This window comes from Providencia sp. UF-183, from assembly GCF_058246155.1.
The window spans coordinates 307840-331131 of record NZ_JBSICD010000002.1; the positions used below are offsets into that span (position 1 = coordinate 307840).

At 42.6% G+C, this 23292-nt stretch carries 18 protein-coding genes; all 18 read left to right on the forward strand.

What is annotated here, in order from left to right; all coding sequences use genetic code 11:
• The first annotated feature begins 107 nt into the window (after positions 1-107).
• The gene (gene tssB, locus AC4IFT_RS02885; protein WP_219248501.1) at positions 108-605 is read left to right on the forward strand and encodes a type VI secretion system contractile sheath small subunit; all 498 of its coding nucleotides are present in this window, start codon (positions 108-110) and stop codon (positions 603-605) included.
• 20 nt (positions 606-625) lie between these two features.
• Positions 626-2173 (forward strand): type VI secretion system contractile sheath large subunit, encoded by a 1548-nt coding sequence (gene tssC, locus AC4IFT_RS02890; protein ID WP_273839727.1) that lies wholly within the window; start codon positions 626-628, stop codon positions 2171-2173.
• Between the two features lie 12 nt (positions 2174-2185).
• Positions 2186-3523, forward strand: a complete 1338-nt coding sequence (gene tssK, locus AC4IFT_RS02895) for a type VI secretion system baseplate subunit TssK (RefSeq protein WP_490750584.1) — start codon at positions 2186-2188, stop codon at positions 3521-3523.
• Positions 3520-4179, forward strand: a complete 660-nt coding sequence (gene tssL, locus AC4IFT_RS02900) for a type VI secretion system protein TssL, short form (protein ID WP_490750585.1) — start codon at positions 3520-3522, stop codon at positions 4177-4179. Before tssK ends, tssL begins: the two co-directional genes overlap by 4 nt.
• Positions 4179-5864, forward strand: coding sequence for an OmpA family protein (locus tag AC4IFT_RS02905; RefSeq protein ID WP_490750586.1), 1686 nt, complete (start codon positions 4179-4181; stop codon positions 5862-5864). Before tssL ends, AC4IFT_RS02905 begins: the two co-directional genes overlap by 1 nt.
• A 55-nt stretch (positions 5865-5919) precedes the next feature.
• Positions 5920-6411 (forward strand): Hcp family type VI secretion system effector, encoded by a 492-nt coding sequence (locus AC4IFT_RS02910; protein WP_219248511.1) that lies wholly within the window; start codon positions 5920-5922, stop codon positions 6409-6411.
• A 167-nt stretch (positions 6412-6578) separates the two neighbouring features.
• The gene (tssH, locus tag AC4IFT_RS02915; RefSeq protein WP_490750587.1) at positions 6579-9236 is read left to right on the forward strand and encodes a type VI secretion system ATPase TssH; all 2658 of its coding nucleotides are present in this window, start codon (positions 6579-6581) and stop codon (positions 9234-9236) included.
• Positions 9233-11752 (forward strand): type VI secretion system Vgr family protein, encoded by a 2520-nt coding sequence (locus AC4IFT_RS02920; RefSeq protein WP_490750588.1) that lies wholly within the window; start codon positions 9233-9235, stop codon positions 11750-11752. Before tssH ends, AC4IFT_RS02920 begins: the two co-directional genes overlap by 4 nt.
• A 41-nt stretch (positions 11753-11793) precedes the next feature.
• Positions 11794-13512, forward strand: a complete 1719-nt coding sequence (locus AC4IFT_RS02925; RefSeq protein WP_490750589.1) for an esterase/lipase family protein — start codon at positions 11794-11796, stop codon at positions 13510-13512.
• The gene (locus AC4IFT_RS02930; protein WP_490750590.1) at positions 13493-14605 is read left to right on the forward strand and encodes a T6SS immunity protein Tli4 family protein; all 1113 of its coding nucleotides are present in this window, start codon (positions 13493-13495) and stop codon (positions 14603-14605) included. The genes AC4IFT_RS02925 and AC4IFT_RS02930 overlap by 20 nt, the downstream gene beginning before the upstream one ends.
• 248 nt (positions 14606-14853) lie before the next feature.
• Positions 14854-15918: a T6SS immunity protein Tli4 family protein gene (locus AC4IFT_RS02935; RefSeq protein WP_490750598.1), complete on the forward strand. Its 1065-nt coding sequence runs from the start codon at positions 14854-14856 to the stop codon at positions 15916-15918.
• A 188-nt stretch (positions 15919-16106) separates the two neighbouring features.
• A complete protein-coding gene (locus AC4IFT_RS02940) occupies positions 16107-17225 on the forward strand; it encodes a T6SS immunity protein Tli4 family protein (protein WP_490750599.1) in 1119 nt (372 codons plus the stop codon).
• 165 nt (positions 17226-17390) lie between these two features.
• Positions 17391-18515, forward strand: a complete 1125-nt coding sequence (locus tag AC4IFT_RS02945) for a T6SS immunity protein Tli4 family protein (protein ID WP_490750600.1) — start codon at positions 17391-17393, stop codon at positions 18513-18515.
• Positions 18516-18677: 162 nt separating this feature from the next.
• The gene (locus AC4IFT_RS02950) at positions 18678-19793 is read left to right on the forward strand and encodes a T6SS immunity protein Tli4 family protein (RefSeq protein WP_490750602.1); all 1116 of its coding nucleotides are present in this window, start codon (positions 18678-18680) and stop codon (positions 19791-19793) included.
• 193 nt (positions 19794-19986) lie between these two features.
• Positions 19987-20283 (forward strand): hypothetical protein, encoded by a 297-nt coding sequence (locus tag AC4IFT_RS02955; protein WP_490750591.1) that lies wholly within the window; start codon positions 19987-19989, stop codon positions 20281-20283.
• Positions 20284-20370: 87 nt separating this feature from the next.
• Positions 20371-20628: a PAAR domain-containing protein gene (locus tag AC4IFT_RS02960; RefSeq protein WP_490750592.1), complete on the forward strand. Its 258-nt coding sequence runs from the start codon at positions 20371-20373 to the stop codon at positions 20626-20628.
• Positions 20629-20649: 21 nt separating this feature from the next.
• Positions 20650-21732 (forward strand): hypothetical protein, encoded by a 1083-nt coding sequence (locus AC4IFT_RS02965; protein WP_490750593.1) that lies wholly within the window; start codon positions 20650-20652, stop codon positions 21730-21732.
• A 1-nt stretch (position 21733) separates the two neighbouring features.
• Positions 21734-23292: ImcF-related family protein (locus tag AC4IFT_RS02970; RefSeq protein ID WP_490750594.1), on the forward strand; the 1559-nt coding region annotated here is incomplete at its 3' end.

Here is a 23292-nt window from a genome sequence, read left to right on the forward strand (position 1 = left end):
GCTATATAAGTACAAAAACGCACTAAGTTAAATTTACATTATTTAAACTCAACCATTTACCAATATTAAACAGATAATATACGTGAATCAGTAAAGGAATTTCTCTTATGTCAGACAGTTTCCAAAATGAAGTACCAAAAGCAAGGGTCAATATTAAATTAGATTTACACACGGGTGGAGCACAAAAGAAAGTTGAATTACCGCTAAAGTTATTAGCAGTTGGCGATTATAGCCACGGACAAGATACGCGCGCTTTATCTGAACGTGAAAAGGTAAATATCAATAAAAATAACTTTGATAGTGTATTGGCGGAACATAATCCAACCGTCAACCTCACGGTTAAAAATACACTTGCAGGGGATGGAACAGAAGAAAGTATCGCCCTCTCATTCAAAAATATGAAAGATTTTGAGCCTGAACAAGTGGCACGCCAAATTCCTCAACTTCGCGCCATGTTGGCTATGCGTAACCTGTTACGTGACCTCAAATCCAATCTGCTCGATAACGTTACTTTCCGTCGTGAACTCGAAAACATCCTTAAAGACCCAACGTTAAGCGATGAATTACGCGAAGAACTGGCTCAACTGGCCCCGAAAAAAGACTAATTTGGATATAACACAGGATTATGCTGATGTCAGTGAATAACGAAACAACCTCAAATAACACCACAACTGTACTGGACGATACGACTAACCACGGTATCTACGCCTCTTTATTTGAAAAAATCAACCTCACCCCTGTAACACAAATCAGTGATATCAATGCGTTCCAAGATAACGCAGCACTCGCTGATACAACCGCAGATGAGCGCGTCACTGTTGCCGTTCAAGTGTTTCTTGATCGCTTAAAATCATCGGGTCAACAGGTTGAGCGCTTAGACCGTAACCTGCTCGACCACCATATTGCAGAACTTGATAAACAAATCAGCCAGCAACTCGATGAAGTCATGCACCATACTGAATTTCAACAAGTTGAGTCCACGTGGCGCGGCTTAAAATTCTTAGTGGATCGCACCGATTTTCGCCAAAATGTGAAAATTGAACTCCTTGATGTCTCAAAAGACGACTTACGTCAGGATTTTGAAGATAGCCCTGAGGTCATTCAAAGCGGTTTGTATCAGCACACTTACATTGCGGAATATGACACCCCAGGTGGTGAGCCAATCGCCGCGATGATTTCAAACTATGAGTTTGACAGAAGTGCGCAAGATATCGCTCTATTACGCAGTATTTCTAAAGTTTCAGCCTCTGCCCACATGCCTTTTATCGGCTCTGTTGGCCCGAAATTCTTTGGAAAAGACACCATGGAAGAAGTCGCGGCTATCAAAGATATTGGCAACTACTTCGATCGCGCAGAATACCTGAAATGGAAAGCGTTCCGTGACTCTGACGATGCACGTTACATCGGCTTAACGATGCCGCGCGTATTAGGTCGTCTACCTTATGGCCCAGACACTGTACCAGTACGCAGTTTTAACTATGTTGAAGAAGTCAAAGGCCCTGATCACGAAAAATATTTGTGGACGAATGCAACCTTTGCTTTTGCGGCAAATATGGTCAAAAGCTTTGTTAACAATGGCTGGTGTGTGCAGATCCGTGGCCCACAAGCAGGCGGTGCGGTTAAAGACCTCCCTATTCATCTGTTTGATTTAGGCACTGGCAGTCAGGTAAAAATCCCCTCTGAGGTAATGATCCCTGAGACCCGTGAGTTTGAGTTCTCTAACCTCGGTTTTATTCCACTGTCTTACTATAAAAACCGCGATTACTCATGCTTTTTCTCTGCAAATTCAGCGCAAAAGCCAGCACTTTACGATACTCCTGATGCCACTGCAAACAGCCGTATTAACTCGCGCTTACCGTATATCTTCTTGTTATCACGCATCGCCCATTACTTAAAATTAATTCAGCGCGAAAATATCGGTACCACCAAAGACCGCCGTTTACTGGAGCTTGAGTTAAACAATTGGGTTCGTGGGCTAGTCACTGAAATGACCGACCCGAGTGATGATTTACAAGCTTCTCACCCACTGCGTGATGCAAAAGTGGTTGTGGAAGACATTGAAGATAACCCTGGTTTCTTCCGTGTGAAACTGTACGCCGTTCCACACTTCCAAGTTGAAGGCATGGATGTTGATCTCTCTTTAGTTTCACAAATGCCAAAAGCAAAAGCGTAAGAGGACTGTCTGGTGAAAATCTACCGTCCTCTGTGGACTGATGGTGCGTTTTTGACACCTCAGCAATTTCAGCAGCAAGCCCGCTGGGATAGCCACATTACTGATGTTGTTGCCGGTATGACGATCGCCTCCCCTTGGGGGGTGATCAGCACCGAGTTCGACGAAAGTGCGTTAACCATTTCACGACTCAGTGCGCAGAAAATGGTAGTACGCCTGCCAGATGGTACGCTGATTGACAGCACGCTTTCTGATAACCTTCCCCCTGTCGTCGATCTCAGTGAACATGCTGATAAACAAGTATTAGATATTGTTATCGCGCTTCCCCTGTTACTGGCAAATGGCGGGAATTTATTATCCGAGGCGAACGCAGAGCGCCCTCGTCGTTTTGCACAAGAGTGGGTCAACGTTCAGGACTTAGTGGGCCACGAGCAAACCGATATTGCGGTCTTGCGCCATGCGGTCAGTCTACGATTTGCGCACGATGAAAACAGCCACTACATCACTTGCCCTGTCGCACGGTTAGTCCGCAATGCTCAAGGTGGTTGGATGTTTGACACCACCTTCATTCCGCCGCTATTAAGCTGCCAAGGTAACCAAGAACTCGTCGCACTACTCACTGAATTTATGCATCGCTTAGTGGCAAAACGCCGTCGTTTAATGACATTACGCCGTGAAAGTAATGAAAAAATGGCGGATTTTGCGGTAGCTGATGTGTCTCTGTTTTGGTTGCTCAATGCGTTAAATAGCGCCGAGCCTGTTCTTAATGAGCTACGTTCATCGTTGAATCGTCACCCTGAAATGTTGTATCGGGAGCTGGTGCGTTTGGCGGGTGGGTTACTCACATTTTCCCTCGACCATCACATTGAGAGCATTCCTGAATATCAACATGCAAAACCAGAAGCGGTTTTTCCGCCGCTGTTTATGTTGCTCAATACCTTGTTAGAAGCCAGCTTGCCCTCACGCATCGTCACCATTGACCTTGTCAAAGAAGAACCTTTCTGGAGAGGCAAGCTGCATGATGGCCGCTTACGAGATAGCGCAGATTTCTATTTGTCCGTTCGTTCATCACTACCAACACACGTATTAGCCACACAATTTCCATTGCTATGTAAGGCTGGGAGTGCTGATGATGTTGCCGATGTGGTGAACGTTGCGCTAAACGGTATTCCTCTGCGTGCATTAAGCCACGTCCCAACTGCCTTACCACTGCGACTCGAAAACCAATATTTTGCCCTTGATTTATCAAGCCCTGCGGGTATTGCCATGTTGGAGTCAGGAAATTGTTCGTTTTATGTCCCAAGTACGCTCGGGGATATCCAGCTTGAATTATTCGCGGTGGTTCATTCATGAGTAAAAACACAGCAACACAAATCCTCGACAATATTTTTGCCGATACATGGCTAATGGTATGCCAATTACAGCACGGCGTGCAGATCAACAACGGCGATGATCTTTATCATCATGCTTGCCAACTTATTGATCATACACGTCAATTGCTTATTCAACATGGGTATGATGAGCGCACCATAGAGCATATGCTCTATGCCCAATGTGCCTTGCTTGATGAAAATGTCTTGAAACGCAAAAAAGGTGACTTCGGTTACCAAGCATGGGTTCAGTCACCTTTACAAGCACGTTATTTCAATACGTTAGATGCAGGTGAACAGATTTGGGATCGCTTGCGAGGGCTACTCTCGGAAGCCGCGCCCAACCAAGCTGCCCTGACCTGTTTTTACCGTATTTTAACCTTAGGTTTTGTTGGGAAATTTCGCCGCCTTGACCACCCCGAGCGCGAGCAAATTATGGTTCAGCTCAATGCCATGCTCCCTCGCTTTCAGACCATATCTAAACTCCCTTTGGTCATAAAACCGAAACTGCGCTTTAGCCGCCGCCGTTTATATTGGCTTAGCTGGCTGGCGGGGGCGGTAGTGATCTTCGCTATGTGGTGGGGTTTCTCAACCTCACTCGAGCATTTACTGCAACAATGGATGCCTCAAGGACAGTAATGCAAAACTCGATTAAATTCGTGGTCATCTTACTGGCAACCCTGCTTTTTTTGTGGTTAGTCTGGGGATTCTGGCCGTTAGGAAACACCGTTTCCCTGTTTCTCAGCGCGTTGGCTATTGTCATAGCAGGCGTTGCATGGTATTGGCGTTTTAAACAGCAACAACACTCCAAAAGCCTTGAAAAACAAGTTAGTACGATGTTACCACCTGCGTCATACCAACAAGCTATCGTACTGGTATGTGGGCAATCAGAGGCTTTGTTTCCTAACGGGTTAACCCACCGTGAAACGTCCCAAGCGTGGTATGTGTCTATCACCTCTCCCGTCATGTTACTTGATGTGACGCAAACTGTGGTGGAAACCTCGCCAGTCCAGCTTGGGCAACTCTCCGTGTTATTTGCGGTATTGCCTGAACAACTGGTTTTACAAGAAACATTGACCCAAGAGATGCTCAATTGGCGACGTGCCATTAGCGAAAGTCGCAGCAAAGCGGGTGTTCATCTGCCATTTTGGGTTTCGCTATATTTGTCCCCCATTCAGCAGACGGATCCTTATGCAAAATACCGACACGAAGAGCGCCCTTGGCTGACCTTACTCAATCACCAGCGTGAGTTTCAAGTCGAGCAAAATGGCAGTTTAGTGCAACCTTTATCCGAGTGGGTTCAGCAATTTTTTACCAGCGAGCACCAACAACTTCACACCATGTTAGGCTTTGATTACTTACTGGATTGGTTGCAACAAGTATTTACCCCGCAATTAACCGTGGAACAAGCCGGTGTGCGTAAGCTAGTGCCTTCCGCTTGGGCGATACAATTCATTCCCATTACCAGCGTGGAAAATAATTCATGGCAGCAATTTATTACGCGAAGAACAGGCTTAGCACCGCTAACATCGACGCAAAATGTGCCACTTTTACCCCTGCCCGATATTTTACTCACACGCTTACACCACGATATTAGCCTGAACCGTTATGAACGTTTAATGGGTGCCGTTGGGATTATCTGCGGTCTGTTTTTAGTGGGCGCCTTAAGCGGCAGTTACCACAATAACCGCCAACTAGTTCGCCATGTTGGAGAAGACACCGCGCGGTTTATTCAACTTTCGGATACGCCGCTAGCACCAAAGCTAGTGACTTATCAACAACTTCAAACCGATGCCGTTCAGCTGTCCCATTGGCAACGTGAAGGTGTGCCCGCGGGATATTCGCTGGCCTTATACCAAGGTGGTTATTTATTACCACACTTGCATGCTTTACTGAGCAGTTGGGCACCTCCCGCCCCACCTGCACCCGTCATTGTGCAAGAAGCCCCTGAGATGGTAAGCCTCGACAGCCTATCGCTGTTCGATGTCGGCCAATACACCTTAAAACCGAGCGCAACCAAAGTGTTAATCGATGCGCTGATCCATATCCGCGCAAAATCCGGTTGGCTGATTGTGGTCTCGGGCTATACCGACAACACAGGTAACCCAGTAAACAACCAAAAACTATCACTGCAACGCGCCGAATCTGTGCGTGATTGGATGATACAAACCAGCGACATCGCACCTTCATGTTTTGCGGTACAAGGCAACGGGCAAGCTAACCCTATTGCCAGCAACAACACCGCAGAAGGACGCGCGAAAAATCGCCGGGTCGAAATTCGTTTAATGCCCCAAGTGGATGCTTGTCAGGCATCGAATGAGTAAAAACGTGTCCCTGAAGGACAGGGACACACATTTCACTATTATGGAGAAGTAATTTATGGCTATTCCTATTTACCTATGGCTTAAAGATGATGGCGGTGCGGACATCAAAGGTTCTGTCAATGTACAAGACCGTGAAGGCAGCATCGAAATCGTGGCTCAAGACCATAACTTGTATATCCCAACGGATAACAACACTGGTAAGTTAACCGGCACGCGTATCCATACGCCTTTCATTTTCGTTAAAGAAATTGATTCCTCTACGCCTTACTTATACAAAGCGGTCACCACTGGCCAAACGCTGAAAAAAGCCGAGTTCAAATGGTACCGCATTGATGATGCAGGCCAAGAAGTTGAATATTTCAACACCACCCTTGAAAACGTCAAAGTCGTCAAAGTCGCGCCAAAAATGCACGACGTTAAAGAGCCAAGTAAAGAAAAACATAACCACCTCGAAGAAATCGAGCTGCGTTATGAAAAAATTACGTGGACCTTTAAAGACGGCAACATCATTCATTCTGATTCTTGGAATGAGAGATCAACCGCTTAATTTTCGCATTGCAGGCGCTAGTCGCCTGCTTTTTTTATTTTTCCCACACACAAACCCAATAACACAAATGCTTATGCCCCTATGCGAAAGGGAAAGGGCGGTAGCGTACCTCGGCCCCCCCTTTTCACGGTAAATATCAAATAGCCAATTTGTAGGAAGAAGAGAACATGGAAAACTCCCCCGTTATGCTGTTACGTCGTTTAAACCCTTTTTGTGCCAACGCATTAGAAGCTGCGGCTTCCTTATGCCAAACCCGTGCGCATGCAGAAATAACGATTGAGCATTGGTTACTTAAACTCCTCGAACTTGGTGAAAGCGATATTATGGTGTTAGCACGTCGCTATGAGTGGGACATGACCGCATTATGGCAAAGCTTATTGGATAGCATTGAACAGCTCCCCCGCTCTGTACATAGCCGACCACAACTTGCCAAACCCTTATTAACGTTGATCCAACAAGCGTGGATTAATGCCTCTTTAGATGAAGATGTGGAACATATTCGCAGCGTCCATTTATTAGCCGCAATCATCAAACAGCCAGCGTTGTTACCTAACGAAAACTTATGGCCACTGATGACCTTGAGTGCCACCCAATTACAGCGATTACGCCCTTTACTGGATGCGCAATCCGATGAACGCCCTGAAGTACAGCAATTGGCGGTGCATAACAGCCCTACCCATGCAGAGCCTGCCAACCAAACCGATAACAACCCGCAGGCCGCATCTGGCGTGGCAGGTACACCACTCAATGACGCCTTACTTGACGTTTTAAACAAATTTACCCTTGATGTGACCGAAAAAGCCCGTGAGGGTACCATCGACCCCGTGTTTGGTCGTGATGACGAAATTCGCCAGATGGTGGATATTCTCTCCCGCCGCCGTAAAAACAACCCCATTTTAGTGGGCGAACCGGGCGTCGGGAAAACCGCGTTGGTCGAAGGGCTGGCCTTGCGTATTGCTCAGGGTAACGTCCCTGTTAGCCTGCAAACTACCGCATTGCGCACCCTCGATTTAGGCTTATTGCAAGCGGGCGCAGGGGTTAAAGGGGAATTTGAACAGCGCCTTAAAAATGTGATTGAAGCCGTGCAGCAATCCCCAACCCCTATTTTGCTGTTTATTGATGAAGCCCACACCATCATTGGCGCAGGCAACCAAGCAGGTGGCGCCGATGCAGCCAACTTGCTTAAACCTGCCTTAGCTCGTGGCGAATTGCGCACTATCGCCGCCACAACATGGTCTGAGTATAAACAGTATTTTGAGCGTGATGCCGCATTAGAACGCCGTTTTCAAGTGGTCAAAGTGGACGAGCCTGACGACGAAAAAGCCTGCCTCATGTTACGTGGCTTAAAGTCCCGCTACGCCAAATACCATGGTGTGCATATTACCGATAATGCAGTCAAAGCAGCCGTGACGTTGTCACGTCGCTACCTTACGGGCCGCCAACTGCCCGATAAAGCTGTCGATTTGCTGGATACCGCCAGTGCCCGTATTCGCATGAGTTTAGACACGTTGCCTGAAGAACTCACCCGCTTAGCATCACGCCAGCAAGCGTTATCACTGGAACAGCAAGCCATTAATGACGATATCGCCATTGGTAACACGGCCAGCCAACCCGCCCTTGATAAACTGGCCGCAGAAGAACAAGACATTGAACAGCAACTGGCGGATATCAAACACCGTTTTGAGCAAGAAAAAAGCTTAATCAACCAATTAATGACCTTACGAAGCGAAGAAAAAGACGTCACTGAGGTACAAGGCCAATTAGACCACTTACAACAAGGTAAACCGCTGATTTGCCCTGATGTTGACGTGCGCACTGTCGCAACGGTGATAGCAGACTGGACTGGCGTGCCCCTTTCAAGCCTGCTCAAAGATGAACAAACGGGCTTACTTGAACTCGAAAATAACTTAGCCCAGCGTGTGGTGGGGCAAGAAAGTGCCCTTATCGCCTTAGGGCAGCGGCTACGTGCCGCTCGAACAGGCTTAGCCTCTGAAAATGGGCCACAAGGCGTGTTCTTATTGGTCGGCCCAAGCGGTGTTGGGAAAACAGAAACCGCGTTGGCACTGGCAGACCAACTCTTTGGCGGTGAAAAAGCCCTCGTCACCATTAATATGTCGGAATACCAAGAAGCCCACACGGTCAGCCAACTTAAAGGTTCACCTCCAGGCTACGTGGGTTACGGGCAAGGCGGTGTGCTAACCGAAGCCGTCCGCAAGCGCCCTTACAGCGTGGTATTACTTGATGAAGTGGAAAAAGCCCACCGCGACGTGATCAACCTGTTCTACCAAGTGTTTGACCGCGGTTTTATGCGTGACGGTGAAGGGCGCGAAATCGATTTTCGCAACACGGTGATTTTAATGACCGCCAATTTAGGCAGTGATTTGTTGATGCAACAACTTGAGGAATTCCCTGAGTCCAGCGACAGCGAGTTGCATGAATTGTTGCGCCCCACACTGCGCGACCATTTCCAACCTGCCTTATTAGCCCGTTTCCAAACCCTGATTTACCGCCCATTAGGGCCAACTGCCCTGCGCACCATTGTTGAAATGAAGCTAGGTAGTGTCATCAAACGCCTGCAACTGCATTACGGTTTAACGGGGCACGTTGAAGAAGCGCTGTACGACACGTTAGTCAGCGCCTGCCTGCTACCCGACACTGGCGCCCGTAATATTGATAGCTTGCTCAACCAGCAAATTTTGCCCGTTCTTAGCCAGCAGTTACTGATGCGCCAATCCACGCAGCAGAACGCTCAATCCATCACTCTTGGTTATGATGAAGAAGAAGGTATAACCCTGAGTTTTGACGATCAGGGAGTCACATTATGAGTATAACTGAAATCGCCGAAGCCCTGTTACCTGGGCAAAACCGCTACCAGCTTGACGTGCAAGGCTACCAAGGCTTGTTGGATGTGGAGCACTTCACCGGGGATGAAGCCGTCAGCGACACCTATCGCTACGAAATCACCTTTACCAGCACCGATAAAGACCTGCAACCCGAGCAACTGCTGCGACGCTATACCACATTGACCTTTAACGCCCCTGCTACCACCATGTTGGGCGTGCCAACGCGCACCGTCACCAAGCGGGTACACGGCACCGTAACGGATTTCCAGCGCTTATCGGGCTCTGCGGACGAAGCGCGCTACCAACTGGTTATCGAGCCATTTTTTGCCCTGCTGCGCCATCAATTTCGCACCCACCGCTTTTTTATCAACCAATCAATACCCCAAGTGGTAGAGCAAGTCCTGCGTGACCACAACTTTAAAGGCTGGCAGTTTGAATTTACGTTGAAACAAAAATACCCCAAGCGCCTGCAAATCAACCAAATTAACGAAAATGACAAGCAATTTATTGAGCGTTTGCTCAGCGAGGTAGGGATTTTTTATCACTTTACCTTGCAACCTGATACCCAAACCGAGGTAATTAACTTTACCGACAGCCAGCGCGGCTATATTTACGGCAAATCCCTGCCATTAAACAGCCCATCAGGGCTCAGTGATAACCACGCCGACAGCGTTTGGGGCTTAGCATTGCGCCACCAAGTGGTTGAAAACAGTGTTTTTACCAAAGATTACAACCCGCTGATTGCCGATGACCCACTGGTTTCCAGAGTGGTGGATAGAAGCCACGGGGAAAATGAGACGCCGAGATACGGTGACGTCTACCACTACAAAGCGCGCCACCTCACTCGCGGGGACAAATATCAGCCCGAGCCTGAAACCGCGAACTTTTGGGCACACTTAGACCTCGAGCGCTTTCTGGCGTGCCAAACTTTACTAAACGGGAAAACCACCGCCCCCGATGTGGTGCCGTTGATGGTGCTGGAAATCACTGATAATTCGCCAATTTCCACCCTGCCGACGGTATTTCAATCCCCCGTGTTATTAACCCGCTTGCACTTTGCTGCCAGCCGGGCCAACGCACTTATCGTGAAATTTGATGCCGTGCCGTACACGGAAGCCATCTGCTGGCGCCCTGAGCTGAAGCCTCGCCCGGTGATTTCAGGCACCTTAACCGCCCGTGTCACCAGCCCGATAGAGAGCGACATCTACGCCCGCCAAAACGAAAACGGCCATTATTGGGTTAAGTTTGATGCCGACCGTGACGACAAGCCCGCGGGGTTTGAGAGCATGCCCGTGCGCCTTGCCAAGCCTTACGCGGGCAGAACTTATGGAATGCATTTTCCGTTAATTCAAGGCACCGAAGTGGCGATTGCCTTCCACGAGGGTGACCCTGACAGGCCGTATATCGCCCACGCCCTGCATGATTCCGTTCACCCCGACCACATCACGGAGCTCAACCGCACCCGTAACGTGATTCGCACCCCTGCCAATAACAAATTGCGCATGGAAGACCGTCGCGGAGAAGAGCACATTAAAGTCAGCACCGAATACGGCGGTAAAACCCAGCTCAATTTGGGGCATTTGGTGGATAGTGAGGGAAAAAAACGCGGCGATGGCTTTGAGCTGCGAACCGACAGCTGGGGCGCAATTCGGGCAGGTAAAGGGTTGTTTATCTCCACCGATAAGCAAGAAAAAGCCGGCGGGGATGTGCTGGCGATGGAAGAGGCCATTGCCCAGTTAAAACAAGCCCAACAACTTACCGAGTCATTAAAAGAAGCCGCTAACGTTGCAAAGGCTGAGCTTGCTGATTTGCAAACACAAAAAGACCTTTTATCTGAAACGCTTAACGAACTTAAGCAAGCCGCCCTGCTGATTTCATCCCCTGAGGGCATTGCACACACCTCCCCTAAGAGTATTCAAACCTCCGCAGGGGAAAATATCATCAATACCGCCCGTAATAGTGCAGATTTTAGTATTGCCAAAAAATTCACCGTTGCCGCAGGGGAAATTATTAGCCTGTTTGCCCAAAGGCTTGGGATCAAAATTTTTGCGAATCAAGGCAAAATCGCCATTGAAGCGCAGCACGATGAAATGTCCTTAGATGCGTTAAAGGATTTAAGCATTAGCAGCCATGATGGCAAAGTGATTATTAAAGCCAAAAAGGAAATTATTTTAACCAGTGGCGGCGGTTATATTCGCATCGCAGATGGCACCGTGGAGTGTGCAGCACCCGATAAAATTATCCAGCGCAGTGCCGTCTGGCAGAAATTCGGAGGGCAAAGTATGAATGTCGCAATGCAATCATGGGAAAGCTCTGAGTTTGCTATTAAGCCTCAATTGGTTAATTTAGGCGATTTAGGCAGTCCTCATCTACCAAAACCTGTTGGTATTTATGCCGAAGGCACAAAGAGTACCAGTGCAAGTGATGCCCAAGGAAATTTATCTGAACGTAAGGGCTTAGGGCTAGATCAGCTCGACATTAAACTTGATGGTAAGTAGTGACGTTCTAACGGTCAGAGAATTTATTTTTAGGAGCTTTTATGACAGATAAATCAGACAATTCAGCAATATCCAGTGAATGCCAACATATTTCGTATTACTTACCACAATGGGATAAAAACGGGAAATGCCGTTGGGTTGATATTCAACTTCAACATAAATCACTCAATGCAGAAGCTAAATGCATTGTTCCGCCAACAAAGGTAATACCTATTATTTTTATCCCTGGGGTCATGGGGACAAATCTTAAAAGTGATGTTGGTGAAGATTCTTGGAAAGCGGAATCGATTAAGGGGGCTGATACCCTTTGGTTTGTCCCGAAAGACGGTCATGAACGTAGAAAAACTTTAAACCCAGATACTACTACTGTTGAAAACAGGAAAACAAGTATTAGCTCTCGAGTTCATTCTCTCTTTCCTGATAATGGAAAACTACTCCCTACTAGACACGAGCGGCATTGGGGTGAAGCGTTATATTTAAGCTATGGAAAATTCTTAGAATTTTTTCAATATGCTTTGTTGGATGATTGGCAAACTGATGTTTATCGTATGTATTCTGACGCTAAACTAAAACAATTCAAACGTTCAGGTGTATTAACTAACTTAGTTAGCCGAGAATTAGGGGATACTCATGACTCTCCGCTAACCGATCCTGAGCTAACGCACTTTAAACGCTTCCTCTTTTCTGTTCATGTTTTTGGCTATAATTGGTTGAAGGATAATGCTATATCCGCTGAAGAACTGACTAAATATATTGATGATGTTTTAGATATCTACAAAAATAAGCATGGATATGGTTTAGCAGTAGAAAAAGTCATTTTAGTCACGCATTCTATGGGGGGGTTAGTCGCTCGTTATGCAATGAATCCTCCTGAAGAGTCTACATTTAAAGGCTGCCAAGATAAGGTTTTAGGGGTTGTTCACGGGGTTATCCCTGATTTGGGGTCTCCAGCAGCTTATCGCCGAATGAAAACCGGAGCGGGTAAAGAAGATATTCCAGGGCAAGTTTTAGGAGGAAACGCAGAAAAATTAATGCCTGTTTTAGCAAGAGCGCCAGCGCCATTACAATTACTGCCGTATCCGTCATACCCATCAGGATGGTTAAAAATTGATGGTGAGAGTGAATATCCTAAAGTAGATCCTTTTGATGAAATTTACTTACGTAATGATGTGTGGTGGAAACTGTATCAATCCGACATCATTGATTCCGATAATGCGAAGGTCACGAGTAATTGGGATGAATATGATAAATTAATGGAAGGTTCGGTTAGACCTTTTATGGAGCATCAGGAAAAAGGCTTTTATCACCCTAACACGTACGTATTTTATGGTAATGAAAAAGAATCCGATAATTATCTTTCATGGAGTCGTGTTTCATATAAACGAGAAATACAACTGAGTGAGGATGCATTGCGACGTTTACCGCCCGTTAAAAATGTTCGATTTGAAAAACAATCAGATGGTAAAATGTATGTTATTCCTACAGGAGATGTTCCGCATTATTATTACAAAATAGATGACGATAATGTTTATGAGTTAGTTTCGTCGTTAGGCAAAGGTGATAGCACTGTTCCCATTGAGTCACTCAATAAAATAAAAATACATCCGTCAATTAAAAGTGTCTTGGCGACAAATGTTGATCATCAAAATGCTTATGCATTAGATGATACGGCTTATTCTGAATTTAGTGATGCCATTAAATTTACATTAAGGTCGATTATTAAAATTGTACAAGAGGTTGATGCCAGTGCGGCTGACTAAATTACAAGCATGGTTCATGATAATTTTGGCTATGCTCATCATTTCATTTTTATGGCTCATTCGTGAAGTTGCTCCTGCTCCGTTAAGTGACAAGGAAAAGATTGTGATAGAAACTCTGTTTGATAAAGCGAAACCTCAATGTATTGGTCGTTATCTTATTGATGTTCCAGCATCATTTAATAACAAATTGCAGGATAAGATATTTATTGATGATTTTAAAATTGAGAGCAAATTTATTTATCCTCCTGCATTTCGGCAACGAATTGAGTTACGAGAAAAGGCGTTAAGAGAGAGAACGACGAGTAAAGAAAACACACCTGTACTGAAGGAGGTTATACAGTTGCCGGATGGAAAAGGCGTTATTTTCGATTCGAATAAGTCCGGATCTAATGATGCTTATAGAACATTAGAAGCCCATGTGTATGTTAATCATATCGCGTTTATAATTACTACTGATATCCGAGATCTTTCTGATAAAAAATATGAAAAAAGAAAAGCTAGTTTTTTATCCAGAGGCGGAACAGAATTTCAATCAAACCAAAAACCAGCTAAATTAGCGGCTATGCAATCTTTGATCTCACGATTAAGTGGGCGGTTAGATCATGTCGTTCCCACAGAAAAAGGGGTTTGCATTCCTAATGGTTTTATTTTAGATGTTCAAAATACACAAAAAGAAGATATTTATTTTTTATATGAAAATAGTGATTTTAGTTTAGCACTTAACATGGATCATCACGAGACACCTCAAGATGAAATATTATTGAATAAATCTTTTGAAATAAAAAAATCGATGGTGTTAAATAATATGCACACGTTTAAAAAAGGTGAAATAAAACCCAATGGCGTTCCCGCTCAAGAATGGCTAATGTATGGGAGACAAAAAGTTTATAACAAAGAAAATAACGAAGAATCAGGATTTCCTTATTATTCTTTTCTTTTGAAGGTAAATCAAGGTACATCCTCTTTTTCTAAACCATTTTTAAGTATAACTTTATTTAACAATGATAAAGAAACAATATACAGTGATGCCGAAATGGTCGAAATTTGGGATCGTATTATCAGTTCGCTGCGTTATAAACCCAATGCATTTTAATCCATGCAAAGACGATAATTAGGTGGTTGTTAGTCTGATAGCTGTACCGTGAATTACCCGCTGTCTACACAACCACTCTCTATTATTGGCTATTCAATACGCGGTTACTTTAAATAATAATATATGCAACACCATGAATGTATTAAACATCCTATTTCCGTCAGTCAGTAAAATAATGTTAGAGGTTAATATCCGTGCAGCTAACTAAAAAAAACCTCTATTGGGGTGGAATAACACTTACCGTAATAATGATACTGGTGGGGCTTATTCTTTTTACTGAACAGCAAGCCCGCATTCAACTGACTGACAAGGAAAAAGTGGTGATAGAAAATTTATTTGAACAAACCAAACCCCAATGTATTGGCCGTTATGTTATTGATGTTCCTGAGTCATTCAATAATCGACTACATGACAGTGTGTATATTGGCGATTTTAAAATTGAAAGTCAGTTTATTTATCCCCCAGCATTTCGACAACGTATTGCGTTACGTGAAACAGAATTACGAGAATGGAAAACCAGCGCTGAAAATGCCCCTATGCTGAAACAAGTTATTCAGCTACCCAATGGCAAAGGGATTATTTTTGATAGAAATAAACCAACGTCAGATGATGCATATCGAATGTTAGAGGCTCATGTTTATGTTAATCATATCGCTTTTATCATTACTACAAATATCAGAGATTTTTCTGATAAAAAATATGAAAAAAAGAAATTAGCATTTTTATCTAGAGGATTCACTGAGATTCAGTCAAATGAAAAACCATCTAAGCTAATCGCTATGCATTCATTAATTTCGCGGTTAAGTGGCCGTTTAGATCACGAAATTCCGATGGAAAAAGGCGTTTGCATTCCAAATGGTTTTATTTTAGATGACAATGAAAAAACTAAGCAGCAAGTTTCTTTTGTTTACGATACAGGTGAATTTATTTTCTCGGTTGAATCGGATAACCGCTTTGCAGGCTCTGATGATACCTTACTTAGTCGAAGTACTGAAATAAATGCAGCCATACGCCAACAAAACAGAGAAACAATTAAAAAAGGAAATTTATCCCCCAGTGATATTCCATCACAACAATGGCTGGTAAAAGGCGAACAAGACGTTTACTCAAAATCAGAAAACAAAAGGATCACTAATTTACCGTATTATTTCTTTACGTTTTATTCTAATGAAGCAACGGGTTCTTTGACTATCCCTAAATTACATATTCTTATGAATAACAGAAATAAATTCACCTCATACAGCGAAGCGCAAATGTTTGAAATTTGGGATCGTATTGTCGGGTCTCTGCGTTATAAACCTAATGCATTTTAATCCATGCAAAAGCGATAATTAGGTGGTTGTTAGTCTGATAGCTGTACCGTGAATTACCCGCTGTCAACACAACCACCCACTATTGTTGGCTATTCAATACGTGGTTACTTTAAATAATAATATATGCAACACCATGAATGCATTAAACACCCTATTTCCGTCAGTCAGTAAAATAATGTTAGAGGTTAATATCCGTGCGGTTAACTAAAACACAAAAAATAGCAATCGGGTTGATTGCGATAATTATTGTGGCGTTTTTTTGGTTAACTCGTGAGAGTTTACCTTCTCCATTAACTGATAAGGAAAAAATTGTGATCGACTTATTATTTGAAAACGCAAAACCACAATGTATTGGGCGCTATGTGATAGATGTTCCTGAATCATTTAACAATAAGCTTAAAAACAAAATCTTTATTGGTGATTTTAAAATTGAAAGTCAATTTATTTATCCACCAGCATTTAGGCAACGAATTGAATTACGGGAAAAAGAATTAAGAGAATGGGAACAAAGTGAAGAAAATGCCCCTGCACTTAAAAACATCATTCAATTGCCAAACGGTAAGGGCGTTATTTACGATAGAAATAGACCAGGGGCTAATGATGCATATCGTACATTAGAAGCACATGTATATATCAACCATATTGCATTTATTATCACAACAAACATACGAGACTTATCAGCCCCCAGATATGCAGATGAAAAAAAATCTTATATAGAAGTTTCAGGATTTAGCGAAATAGAAACAAATACTCGACCAATAAAACTCACTGCTATGCTATCTCTTATTTCACGGCTAAGCGGGCGATTAGATCATGAGATCCCAAAAGGGAAAGGCGTCTGTATCCCCAATGGATTTATACTTGATGATGAAAATCAACCTAACGAAAGATTATATTTTTTATATGAAAATAATGATTTTGGCTTATCAGCCATTATGGAAGACCATGTAACAGCAGCTGATGATACCCTATTAAGTCGGTCATCAGAGATAAAAAAATCAATGATATTAAATAATATGCACACCTTTAAAAAAGGTGAGTTAAAGCCTAATGATGTTCCAGTTCAAGAATGGTTAATGGCAGGCCGACAAGACGTTTATAATGAAAAAGAAAATAAAGTGGAGTCAGGTTTCCCCTACTATTATTTTCTGTTAAAAGCGAACCAAGGTACCTCTTCATTTTCCAAACCCTTTTTAAGCATCACCTTATTTAACGACAATAAAAAAACGACTTACAATGATGCTCAAATGGTTGAAATTTGGGATCGTATTATCGGGTCTCTGCGTTATAAACCCAATGCATTTTAACCTATGCAAAAGCGATAATTAGGTGGTTGTTAGTCAGTCAGTTACACAACCGCCACCTATTATTGGTTATTCAATACGTGGTTACTTTAAATAATAATATATGCAACATCATGAATGCATTAAATATCCTATTTCCGTCAGTCAGTAAAATAATGTTAGAGGTTAATATCCGTGCAGCTAACTAAAAAAAACCTCTATTGGGGTGCAATAACACTTACCGTGATAATGATACTGGTGGGGCTTATTCTTTTTACAGAACAGCAAGCCCGCATTCAACTGACTGACAAGGAAAAAGTGGTGATAGATTCATTATTTCAAGAAACCAAACCACAATGTATTAGTCGTTATGTTATTGATGTGCCAGTATCATTTAATAATCAGCTAAAAGACAATATTTACTTTGATAATTTCAAAATTGACAGCCAATTTATTTATCCCCCTGCATTTAAACAACGTATTAAGCTCCGAGAAGCAGAGTTAAAAGAATGGAAAACAAGCGCAAAAAATGCCCCGATGCTTAAAGAAATCATTCAATTACCTGATGGTAAAGGCGTAATTTTTGATCGAAATAAACCTGCCACTGATGATGCCTACCGAGTATTAGAAGCACATATCTATCTTAATCATATTGCATTTATTATTACTACTGATATCCGAGATTTCTCCGATAAAAAATACACAAAAAGAAAGGCTGAATATTTAGCTCGGGGTGGAAGCGAGTTCCAATCAAATCAGAAACCTTCTCGATTAATCGCTATGCGCTCTCTTATTTCTCGGTTAAGTGGACGATTAGATCATGAAATCCCTATAGAAAAAGGCACCTGTATTCCTAATGGTTTTATTTTAGATGACACTGAAAAACATCAACAACAAGCGACTATTCTCTATGGGAATACAGATTTTTACTTATCATTAGAATTTGATAATCGTTACTTAGGTTCTAATGATACTCTATTAAATCGAGATAGTGAGATAATACCAATGCTCTATCAGCAAGGGTATCAGACGATAAAAAAAGGTAATCTAGCACCTAATGGTATACCATCACAAGAGTGGCTTGTGACAAAAAAACAAGAAGTTTATTCTAAAATTGAAAATAGGCGAATACCCAACCTGCGGTATTATGACTTTCAGTTTTTTGCTAATGAAGCAACAGCAACTAACATAATCCCTAAATTGAATATTGGTATACATAATCAAAACAAATTCACCTCATATAGCGAAGCACAAATGGTTGAAATTTGGGATCGTATTATCGGGTCTCTGCGCTATAAACCCAATGCATTTTAACCTATGCAAAAGCGATAATTAGGTGGTTGTTAGTCAGTCAGTTACACAACCGCCACCTATTATTGGCTATTCAATACGCGGTTACTTTAAATAATAAATGCAACACCATGAATGCATTAAATATCCTATTTCCGTCAGTCAGTAAAATAATGTTAGAGATTAATATCCGTGCAGTTAACTAAAACACAAAAAATAGCAATCGGGTTGATTGCGATAATTATTGTGGCGTTTTTTTGGTTAACTCGTGAGAGTTTACCTTCTCCATTAACTGATAAGGAAAAAATTGTGATCGACTTATTATTTGAAAACGCAAAACCACAATGTATTGGGCGCTATGTGATAGATGTTCCTGAATCATTTAACAATAAGCTTAAAAACAAAATCTTTATTGGTGATTTTAAAATTGAAAGTCAATTTATTTATCCACCAGCATTTAGGCAACGAATTGAATTACGGGAAAAAGAATTAAGAGAATGGGAACCAAGTGAAGAAAATGCCCCTGCGCTTAAAAGTATCATTCAATTGCCAAACGGTAAAGGCGTTATTTTTGATAGAAATAATTCAGGACAGGATGACTCAAGCCGTACGCTTGAAGCTCATGTATATACTGAACATATCGCATTTATTATTACTGTAGACATATTGGATTTATCAAATCCGAAACACTCTGCTAGAAAAGAAACATATGAAAAAGCAGGCTTTTCTGAGTTTGATATGAATGAAAAACCAGCCAAGTTAGCTGCAATGCAATCATTGATTTCACGAATGAGCGGGCGATTAGATCATGAGATCCCAAAAGGGAAAGGCGTCTGTATTCCCAATGGATTTATACTTGATGATAAAAGTCAACCTAACGAAAGATTATATTTTTTATATGAAAATAATGATTTCGGCTTATCCGCCATTATGGAAGACCATGTAACAGCGGCTGATGATACCCTATTAAGTCGGTCATCAGAGATAAAAAAATCAATGATATTAAATAATATGCACACCTTTAAAAAAGGTGAGTTAAAGCCTAATGATGTTCCAGTTCAAGAATGGTTAATGGCAGGCCGACAAGACGTTTATAATGAAAAAGAAAATAAAGTGGAGTCAGGTTTCCCCTACTATTATTTTCTGTTAAAAGCGAACCAAGGTACCTCTTCATTTTCCAAACCCTTTTTAAGCATCACCTTATTTAACGACAATAAAAAAACGACTTACAATGATGCTCAAATGGTTGAAATTTGGGATCGCATTGTCGGGTCTCTGCGTTATAAACCCAATGCATTTTAGTCTTTACCACATAATAATTAGACCGTTATCACCAAGCAATTATACTGCAACTCACTAATATATTATATCAGCTATTTTAATAATATAATTTTTATATTACATAATTTAAATCGCTAACCCCTGCTCTGCTTTATGGCTAGAGCAACAATTAAAACCACCTTAATTATTTCTTAGTTTATTTCAAGGAACTATTATGCACAATTATTTAAAGTTATTTACACTGTCCTCTTTAGTTATCAGCATCGCCGCCATTTCAGGTTGTGTGACAAAAACAGCAACCACCGAGCGAAATAAAAACATTACGATAGCAAGCCCTTTTGGCGACTCTAATGAAGGACAATGCTATAAAATCACTGCGGAAGGTAAAGATTATTATGGCCGTTTAGATAAAGACGGGCACCCTTTAGTCATACCTGAAATTGCTGATAAAGATATTTCTATTCGCTTATCTTTATTAACAGATAATGATTGTAAAGAACAAGGGCTTTAAAATTATCTGATGACTATTTTAATGCTTATAGAATAGCCATTAATTTATATTTATTAATCATAACTATTTAATTTAAGTTGGTTTACTATGAAAGGAATGGTCTGTCTTGGTGATAGAAACACACATGGTGGCTACGTTATTTCTGCTTCATCAACCCTATTTATTAACGGCAAACAAGTTGCATTGGTTGGTGACTTAATATCATGCTCAAAGCACGGTAATAATACCATTATACAAGGGTCTGATTCTGCGTTTGAAAATAATATCGCAATTGTTATTGACCAGTGCCTTTGTGCCTGTGGTTGCCATGTTATCAGTTCAGAGCCCACTGCCAATATTGTCTAACTTATCAAAGGTTATTACGCTATGCGCTGGGAAATCCCCGTTATTCCAAATAAAACAAAATTAACCCCACCTAAATATAAGCCAATTATTGCCGCATTCACGCTTCTTATAGGGGGTATTTATACATACAGTTTAACGCTTTCAGCAGAACAAAAAACACGCTTACTTTTATTGACTGTTCCCGCTATTTTACTGATTGGTTTTATTCTTCTCGCTTTTTTATATATACGCTATCAACATTCATTAATGACCTATGATAATTGGGAAAATGAAAAGGATGTCACGAAATCACAATGGCAAGCATGGAGCCAGTCTTCTATTATGTCGATTGCTAATGTGATTTATACACCTGACAAACAAGGTACTGATGTTTTTTTAACACATTCAGAAGACATCCCTATGTTTCCAGAAAAGCCCCGGCCGTTATTACAGGAAATAGATGAGGAATTATTTAGTGAAATACATCAAAAAATTGAAAAACAGTGTAAAAATTACCGAAATACATTATCTGTCATTTATTTAATCTGCCATTCTGGCATCAATTCACCTGATGTCTTAGTTTTCAATCAATGGCACCTAAAACCTATTCTATTATCTTCATTTGAGCCTCTTTTTTTAAATTATGATAATGAGAATAGAAATACATTTTTAGTGATCACTATTCAGCAAGATGGCGCATATAGCCATTTTGTTTCTGCTCAGTTATTTAGCCAAGACAATAAAATATGCCAATCAGCAAATCAGCTTATCGCGATAGAACGTGTCATGACTTTCGATAGCAACACCTTTGGTACTGAATTTAATAAATTTGTTAATTACAGCGGAATATCACGAAAAAACTTTTTTCAGACTTGGCTTTCTAATATAAGCCAGCCACAAACAGAAATAATTTTACTGGATTATGCCGAAAACCAAATTGATTTTAATAGGGCTCGCCCCATTAACTCTATCAATTTATCTTATGCTAAATCACACCCTAATGCCTTTTTTACCTATTTATCCCTTGTCTCTGACATTGCTCAGAAGACAAAAACTGATCAAGTTTTAGTCCACATAACCCCCGATAATACGGGATATGCTGTTTATATTAGCGACAGGTCTTAATATGGAACAATCATCTAATCATTTATCACGATGGACATTATTTTTACTCCTATTTGGTTTTATGGCGTTAATATTGGTTATCGCATTTATAATTCATCAGTCCTATGCTTTTAATATTAATTACTTTCTGACTATTTTATCTGTTTTCTTTGCCGTGGCTTTAGTGAGTATTATGTTTTATCCCAACCTAAATAGACTCAAGCAAAAGATACAGCAAATTGGCTATAAACCACTGAATCAGCCAATTAATAAATCAACTAAGGTGATTGATAACCGCGCAACAATTTCCGCTGAATTAAAAGACTACCTCCAATCCCACTACGGCCTTTTTTGGCGTAAAAAAGTCGCCATCCAACTGCTTATCGGCTCCCCCGCCGCCGTTGATAAACTGGCGCCGCGGTTGTCTCACGAAATTTGGCAGGAAAGCAATGGCACCGTGTTGATTTATGGGGGCGAGGTCGCGGCCACCGTCAATGACGAAAATGTGTTGATGCTCAAACAATTACGCCGCCGTCGGCCGGTGGATGCGCTGATTTGGGTCACCGAAAACACCGTAATAGACCAATTGATGCACAGCACCCTCAACGTTCACCACCTCAATGCGGCGACGTCCGATATGGCGAGCCGCTTTATTTATGGCCTGTTTAAAGCCCTTAAGTGGCAAGCCCCTGTGTGGGTGTGGAATGTTAGCGATAACCCCGAGCTTTGCAGTGCCGATGCACCTGCGGTGTTGTGTTTAACCGAGCCTTACGGCCAGCCCGAGCAGCTCACCCCCGCGCTGCGTGAGCTGGTTCCGCTGTTGTCATTGCATGGCGCCCAAGCCCTGTCTGTCAACCTAACGCACACTTATTGGCTGATTTTAGCGCAGTTTTTACGGGGGAGCGGCAGCGAAGAGTTAGCCGTTCGCTTAGCCCCATTGACCTCTGGCATTCGTCGCTTACCCTTTGCAGGGTTAGCATTTAGCACCGCCGTCACCCAACCGAGTGAGGCCCTTCACCCCCATACATGGCAAGAAGATAACCGCTGGAAAAGCCTGCTTGCAGTGCAAGGCGATATCGCCCCGTCATTGCAACCGTCACACTTAGGCATCAACCCGCAGCGCGTGATGCAATACGCGGTCGCCACGGCGATGGCAGTGTGGGGCGTGGGGTTGGTGGTGTCGTATTTTGCCAACCGCCAATTGATTAACGACAGCCAGCAGCTGGCATTTGCTGCCGTGGATAACCAGCGCAGCGCCGCCGAGCGCCTAAATGCCCAGTTCGATTTCCAACAAATGTTAGGAAAACTCGACCACCGTGCCACCCACTTTACCCCCGTGTGGCAGCGCTTTGGCTTAAACCACAATGATGCCCTGCTCGACCAGTTATGGCCCACCTACACCCAAACCATTTTACCCCTGTTGCGCGACAACACTCGCCAGCAATTGGAAGCAAAATTACAGCAGTATGCCGAGCTCCCCCCTGATAGCCCCGCTCGCGCCGACGCCACGCCTGCCACTTACGCCTTGTTAAAAGCTTATTTAATGATGAGCTCCCCCGAGCGCATGGAGCCCGAATTTTT

What these genes read in the sequence shown, in the direction of transcription:
- tssB (WP_219248501.1), top strand. Translation starts at nt 108, where the DNA reads ATGTCAGACAGTTTCCAAAATGAAGTACCAAAAGCAAGGGTCAATATT.
- tssC (WP_273839727.1), top strand. Translation starts at nt 626, where the DNA reads ATGCTGATGTCAGTGAATAACGAAACAACCTCAAATAACACCACAACT.
- tssL (WP_490750585.1), top strand. Translation starts at nt 3,520, where the DNA reads ATGAGTAAAAACACAGCAACACAAATCCTCGACAATATTTTTGCCGAT.
- AC4IFT_RS02905 (WP_490750586.1), top strand. Translation starts at nt 4,179, where the DNA reads ATGCAAAACTCGATTAAATTCGTGGTCATCTTACTGGCAACCCTGCTT.
- AC4IFT_RS02910 (WP_219248511.1), top strand. Translation starts at nt 5,920, where the DNA reads ATGGCTATTCCTATTTACCTATGGCTTAAAGATGATGGCGGTGCGGAC.
- tssH (WP_490750587.1), top strand. Translation starts at nt 6,579, where the DNA reads ATGGAAAACTCCCCCGTTATGCTGTTACGTCGTTTAAACCCTTTTTGT.
- AC4IFT_RS02920 (WP_490750588.1), top strand. Translation starts at nt 9,233, where the DNA reads ATGAGTATAACTGAAATCGCCGAAGCCCTGTTACCTGGGCAAAACCGC.
- AC4IFT_RS02925 (WP_490750589.1), top strand. Translation starts at nt 11,794, where the DNA reads ATGACAGATAAATCAGACAATTCAGCAATATCCAGTGAATGCCAACAT.
- AC4IFT_RS02930 (WP_490750590.1), top strand. Translation starts at nt 13,493, where the DNA reads ATGCCAGTGCGGCTGACTAAATTACAAGCATGGTTCATGATAATTTTG.
- AC4IFT_RS02935 (WP_490750598.1), top strand. Translation starts at nt 14,854, where the DNA reads ATGATACTGGTGGGGCTTATTCTTTTTACTGAACAGCAAGCCCGCATT.
- AC4IFT_RS02955 (WP_490750591.1), top strand. Translation starts at nt 19,987, where the DNA reads ATGCACAATTATTTAAAGTTATTTACACTGTCCTCTTTAGTTATCAGC.
- AC4IFT_RS02960 (WP_490750592.1), top strand. Translation starts at nt 20,371, where the DNA reads ATGAAAGGAATGGTCTGTCTTGGTGATAGAAACACACATGGTGGCTAC.
- AC4IFT_RS02965 (WP_490750593.1), top strand. Translation starts at nt 20,650, where the DNA reads ATGCGCTGGGAAATCCCCGTTATTCCAAATAAAACAAAATTAACCCCA.